The organism is Microbacterium sp. Kw_RZR3 (assembly GCF_029222405.1).
Lineage (GTDB): Bacteria > Actinomycetota > Actinomycetes > Actinomycetales > Microbacteriaceae > Microbacterium.
In genome coordinates this window covers 1-5,291 of record NZ_JARHXC010000161.1, presented here as the reverse complement: position 1 = coordinate 5,291, position 5,291 = coordinate 1, and the positions used below count along the sequence as shown (strand labels likewise).

Annotated in this window: 5 protein-coding genes; 3 read left to right on the top strand and 2 right to left on the bottom strand. The window is 70.3% G+C overall.

Going from position 1 to position 5,291, the window contains the following annotated elements:
- Positions 1–121 precede the first annotated feature (121 nt).
- Both P2P98_RS08435 and P2P98_RS08430 read right to left on the bottom strand, forming a co-directional pair.
- Positions 122–646: a hypothetical protein gene (locus P2P98_RS08435; RefSeq protein ID WP_275799074.1), complete on the bottom strand. Its 525-nt coding sequence runs from the start codon at positions 644–646 to the stop codon at positions 122–124.
- A 199-nt stretch (positions 647–845) separates the two neighbouring features.
- On the bottom strand, positions 846–2,135 hold the full coding sequence (locus P2P98_RS08430) for a GAF domain-containing protein (protein WP_275799071.1): 1,290 nt from the start codon (positions 2,133–2,135) through the stop codon (positions 846–848).
- 237 nt (positions 2,136–2,372) lie between these two features.
- Here P2P98_RS08430 and P2P98_RS08425 point away from each other — a divergent pair, with 237 nt between their 5' ends.
- The 3 genes from P2P98_RS08425 (at position 2,373) to P2P98_RS08415 (ending at position 5,047) form a co-directional block, all read left to right on the top strand.
- On the top strand, positions 2,373–3,407 hold the full coding sequence (locus P2P98_RS08425; protein ID WP_275799068.1) for an NAD(P)-dependent alcohol dehydrogenase: 1,035 nt from the start codon (positions 2,373–2,375) through the stop codon (positions 3,405–3,407).
- 198 nt (positions 3,408–3,605) lie between these two features.
- A complete protein-coding gene (locus P2P98_RS08420) occupies positions 3,606–3,962 on the top strand; it encodes a PadR family transcriptional regulator (RefSeq protein WP_275799065.1) in 357 nt (118 codons plus the stop codon).
- Positions 3,959–5,047, top strand: coding sequence for a hypothetical protein (locus tag P2P98_RS08415; RefSeq protein ID WP_275799063.1), 1,089 nt, complete (start codon positions 3,959–3,961; stop codon positions 5,045–5,047). The genes P2P98_RS08420 and P2P98_RS08415 overlap by 4 nt, the downstream gene beginning before the upstream one ends.
- Positions 5,048–5,291: the final 244 nt, after the last annotated feature.

Genomic DNA, 5,291 nt, shown 5'->3' with positions numbered 1-5,291 from the left:
GCACGCGACGGCCGGCGCGACGCCCGCGGTCCCGCACCGCCACCGCGCACAACTCGACGCAGGCAACAGAAACCGCGGATGCCACGACCCTGAGGCCGTGGCATCCGTTCCGCGCGCGCCGTCAGGCGTCGGCGTCGACCAGGACCGAGCGCAGGGGCGGGACGTTCACCTCGTGCAGGTCGACGTCGTCAAGGCGCTCGATGCTGATGACGCGCGGAGCGATCGCGCGATCGTCGGCGACGATCCAGCTGCCGACGAGGAGGAAGCGATCGTTGCCGGCGGTCACCGGCCCGGTCAGAGCGAAGGTGTGGTTCGTCGGCGTGGCGAACGTGACCCGCACGGGCGTGCCGTGGGGGAGGGTCGAGGGATCGACGACGTCGGCCGTGAGCGCCGGCTCGGGAGGCTCGATACCCACGTCGATCCGCTGGATCTCGGAGCTCGTGCCCAGGATGATGTCGCCGACGAGCGGCTGCCCGCCCACGCCGATGCGCACGGTGCCCTCGATCGCGTACAGCCCGTAGCGCGGGGATCGGACGATGACCCGGGCCACGTCGCCCGCTTTGACCTCTGCGAGGGCCTCACGGATGCGCCCCACGTCGCGCCGAGCGCGAGCTGCCGAGAAGATGTCGAGCGCCTTTTCGTCCATATGTTCAGCGTAACGAGGGCCTCCGACATCGGGCACCCCCGGGACATCATCCCCACAACGCGTGTCCCGTTTTGTGCGTGAAATCGGGGCGATAGCGGCACAAAGTGGGACATGCCAGTCCAGGAATACGCCGACCCCGGCCGGAGACCGCGCCGGGAATGCGCCGCTCTGCCACCCCGGGCCACAAGGCGAGAACGCCTCACTCCCGCTCGAGCCGCTCCACCCGCGCCACGAGACCCGCCCGCTTCGGTGACCGCGCCGGCAGCATCGCGAGGCACAGCCGCAGCACCTCCTCGTCGTCCCGCGCATCCGCGGTCTCGGCGTAGGCGAGCAGCACATCGACCCCCGCCTCGGCGAGCAGCGCCTCGCGCAGCGCCGAGCGCACCGACTCGCGCACCTCGACGACGCCCGGCGCCTCTGACTCCGGCAGCACGGGCCCCGCGTACGCGGCGAGTGCGACGCGATGCGCCCCGCGGTCCAGGAGCGACAGCACGTGCTGCGCGTCGGTCTCGAGTCCGTCCGGAAGACGATACGGACGGGATGCCGGAACCAGGCGCGGCGCGACCGGGGCGAGCACGCGCCGCAGACGCACCATCTCGGGCCGGAGCGTCTCGACGGCGGAATGGCCGTAGACCGCTTCGCTCAGCGCTTCGGCAGACAGGCCCTCGCGGTGGACGGCGAGCAGCAGCAGGATCTCTGCATGCCGGGCGCTGAGCTCGAGCATCCCGCCACCCACCTCGAGGACCGCCCGGTCGCGGCCGAGGATGCGCAGCAGGGCCCGCGCCGGCGCCGATCGCTTCGGCGGCGGCGCCTGCTGGGCCCGCAGCCGCGCGACGAGGATCTCGCTCTCGATCGCCCGAGCCGTGGCATCCACCAGCAGTTGCGCTTGGGGGGTCACCGCCTCGGGTCCTCCCGTGACGTCGATGACTCCGAGGAGTCGCCGCGACTCCGGGTCGTGCACGGGTGCCGCGGTGCACGACCACGGCTGCACGAGCCGATTGAAATGCTCGGCACCGCGGATCTGCACCGACCGATCGAGCGTCAGCGCCGTCCCGGGAGCCGAGGTGCCCACGGCATCCTCCGCCCAATTGGCGCCCGCGACGAAACCCATGTCGCCCGTCAGCGCGCGGATGTGCCGGTCGCCCTCGACCCACAGCAGCCGGCCGGCCGCGTCGCCCACGGCCACGACGACCCCCGATTCCTCGGCCGTTCCGGGCAGGAGCAGCGCCCGGACCATGTCCATCACCCCGGCGAGCGGATGCGCGCGGCGATACACCTCGAGCTCGTCGCTCGCGAGGTCGAGCGAGGGGAGTCCCTCCGGTCCCACGAGGGATGCCAACGACCGCCGCCACGACTCCTGCACGAGCGGGCGCACGTCGTTCAGCCGCCGATCCTCCTCGTTGCCCGCGAGAAGTTCCTCGTGCGCTCGCGCGATCAGCAGCCCCGATGTCTCGGGGGAGATCGGCGGTCGCGACCACGGAGAAGGCACGGCACTCCCATCGGCGGTGACGGAGGTGCGTCCAGTGTAGGTGCGCACACGCGCGGGGGCGAGGGTTCACGGCGGGATGCCAGGACCGGGAGCCCTCGTGCGACGTGTCGTCTCGGCATCCGAAATCCATTCACGTGCATTGATGAGACGGGTTCTCAAGCCGAGGAAACGCCGTCGACCCCCTCGACACGCGCCGCCCCCGGGCGGACGGTGGAGAGTACAAGAGAAAGGGATGCCATGAAGGCAGTGCAGTATCGCGAGATCGGCAAAGGCCCCGAGGTCGTCGAGATCGAAGAACCCCACGCGGGTCCGGGCCAGGTGCGCCTCAAGGTGACGGCGGCCGGTCTGTGCCACTCCGACTGGTTCGTGATGGACCTCCCCGAGGAGCAGTACACCTACGGACTTCCCCTCACGCTCGGCCACGAGGGTGCCGGCATCGTCGACGAGCTCGGCGAGGGGGTCGAGGGCGTGAACATCGGCGAGGCCTACGCCATCTACGGACCGTGGGGATGCGGGCGCTGCCACACCTGCGCGAAGGGCGCCGAGAACTACTGTCCGCACGCGGCTGAGATGGGCATCACGCCTCCGGGTCTCGGCAGCCCCGGGGCTATGGCCGAATACGTTATCGTCGACGATCCGCGCCACCTCGCACCCCTCGGCGACCTCGATCCCGTCAAGACCGTCTCGCTCACCGACGCCGGCCTCACGCCGTACCACGCGATCGTCTCCGCGAAAGAGAAGCTGTACCCCGGGGCCACCGCCGTCGTGATCGGCGTCGGAGGTCTCGGCCACGTCGGCGTCCAGATCCTGCGGTCCATCACGCAGGCGACCGTGATCGCGGTCGACATCGGCGAGGACAAGCTCGCCCTCGCGCGCGAGGTCGGTGCGCACCACACCGTGACCTCCGACGAGCACGCCGCGGATCGCATCCGCGAGCTGACGAACGGTCTCGGTGCCGCCGCGGTCTTCGACTTCGTCGGCGTGCAGCCGACGATCGACCTCGCCCGAGAGGTCGCCGGGATCGACAGCTTCATCCACATCGTCGGGATCGGCGGCGGCATCCTTCCCGCCGGGTTCTTCTCGACCCCGTTCGGCGCGGCCGTGCGCGCACCCTACTGGGGCACCCGCAGCGAGCTGATCGAGGTGCTCGATCTCGCGCGCAGCGGAGCCGTCGGCGTCCACGTCGAGCGCTATGGCTTCGACGGCGCCGTCGAGGCGTACAAGAAGCTGCACGCGGGGAAGGTGCGCGGCCGCGCGGTCGTCGTTCCCTGATCGTCGCCTCGAGGGGGTGGCATCCATTCGTCGGGATTGGATGCCACCCCCTCGGCGTTCCTCCACGGCGCCGTCGCGCGAAGCATCCGTCTGTTCCGAGCGCGCGGCGGGTCGTCCAGATCGCGACACGCCTTCGCACCGCACACTACCGCGCACTGCGTGGTACTGTCCGAGGCAGACAAGCGAAGGGGGCCGCGCGTGGATACGACGCAGCTATTGAAGGGAGTGCTGGATGCCGCCGTGTTGGCGGTCGTGCAGCACGACGACGGGTACGGCTACGACATCGTGCGACGCCTGCGCGAGGCGGGGCTCGGCGAGGTGGGGGATGCCTCGGTGTACGGCACGCTCCGGCGCCTCTACTCCGCGGGGGCACTGTCGAGCTACGTCGTGCCGAGCGACGGGGGACCGCACCGCAAGTACTACGCGATCAATCCGCAGGGCCGCGAGCTGCTCGCCGCGCAACGCGCGAGCTGGGCCCACTTCTCCTCCGCCATGAGCACACTCCTCGACGACACCCCGACCACGAAGCTGCGCACGATCGGAGACGCCCGATGATCACCACGCCCGTCCGCGACGACATCCGCGCCTTCGCCTCAGCGGTGCGCGCGCACCTCGACGACCTTCCCGTCGACGAGGTCGACGACCTGCTCGACGGTCTCGAGGCCGACCTGTCGGATCAGGCCGCCGAGGCCGGTGACGGTTTCACGATTCCGGATGCCGCGACCTACGCCGCCGAGCTGCGTGCGGCCGCGGGGCTCCCCGAACGCGGCGATGATCCCGCAGCGAAAAGCACGCCGTTCCGCCAGCGTCTCGCGCACGCCCGGACGTCTGTCGAGGCACAGATCCGTCGCAACCCGGCCGGTGCCTGGTTGCTCGACCTGCTGGCATCCCTCCGTCCGATCTGGTGGATTCTGCGCGCGGTGGTGCTGTATCTCTTCATCGCGCCACTCTTCTGGTCCGGGTACGGCTCGATGTCGGGTGCGGTCGCGTATCTGATCGGGGCGGTGCAGTTCCCGGGCATCGTGCTCCTGGCGGTGCTGGTGCTGGTGAGCGTGCAGTGGGGTCGTGGACGATGGGCACCCAACGTGATCGTCCGCGGTTTCCGCACCGCAGTGACCATCGTGGCCGTGGTCCTGACCCCGTTCACGCTCGCGTCGATCGGCGGCAACCTGCAGTCCCTGGTGTGGGATGGATCGCACGACGTCTTCTCTGCGCCGTACACGTCGGGGCTGTCGCTCGACGGTCAGCGCGTGCGCAACATCTTCGCGTTCGACGCCGACGGCAACGCGATCCCGACCGTGCAGCTGTTCGATCAGGACGGCACTCCGCTCACGACCGTCGGCAACGCGAACGGCAACGCTCCCTTCGACAACTACTTCTATGGCGGGGGCGGTCCGGTGCCCGTGCCCTACACGGCACCCGGCGCCGCCGACGCGTGGAACATCTATCCGCTGCACGAGATCCCGGCGGGCGTGATGAGCTGGGACTCGGTCGAGGACATCAAGAAGGCGACGTCACCGGCGTTCCCGTTCCTGCGCGTTCAGCCCGTCCCGACTGACGCGGCACCTTCTGCCGGAACGATTGCCGAGGCCACGCCTCAGCCGTCACCGAGCCTCACCGACGCGGCGGTGACCCCGTGAGCGACGAGCCGCGCATCGTGAGCATCGACCTCACCCACCTCGTGATCGCCGCACTGGAGGACGCTCGCGACGAGGAGGAGTAGGCATCCCGAACTCGGGGCGTGATTCGGCGGTTTGGGGGCGTCGAATCACGCCCCGGCCGTCTCCCCGCCCGCTGAACGCGCGCCGTCGTGCGGAGTTCGCCCTCGACACGCCGTTCCCGACCGCTCCGGACCGGCGTGTCGGCCACGAACTCCGCGCGACG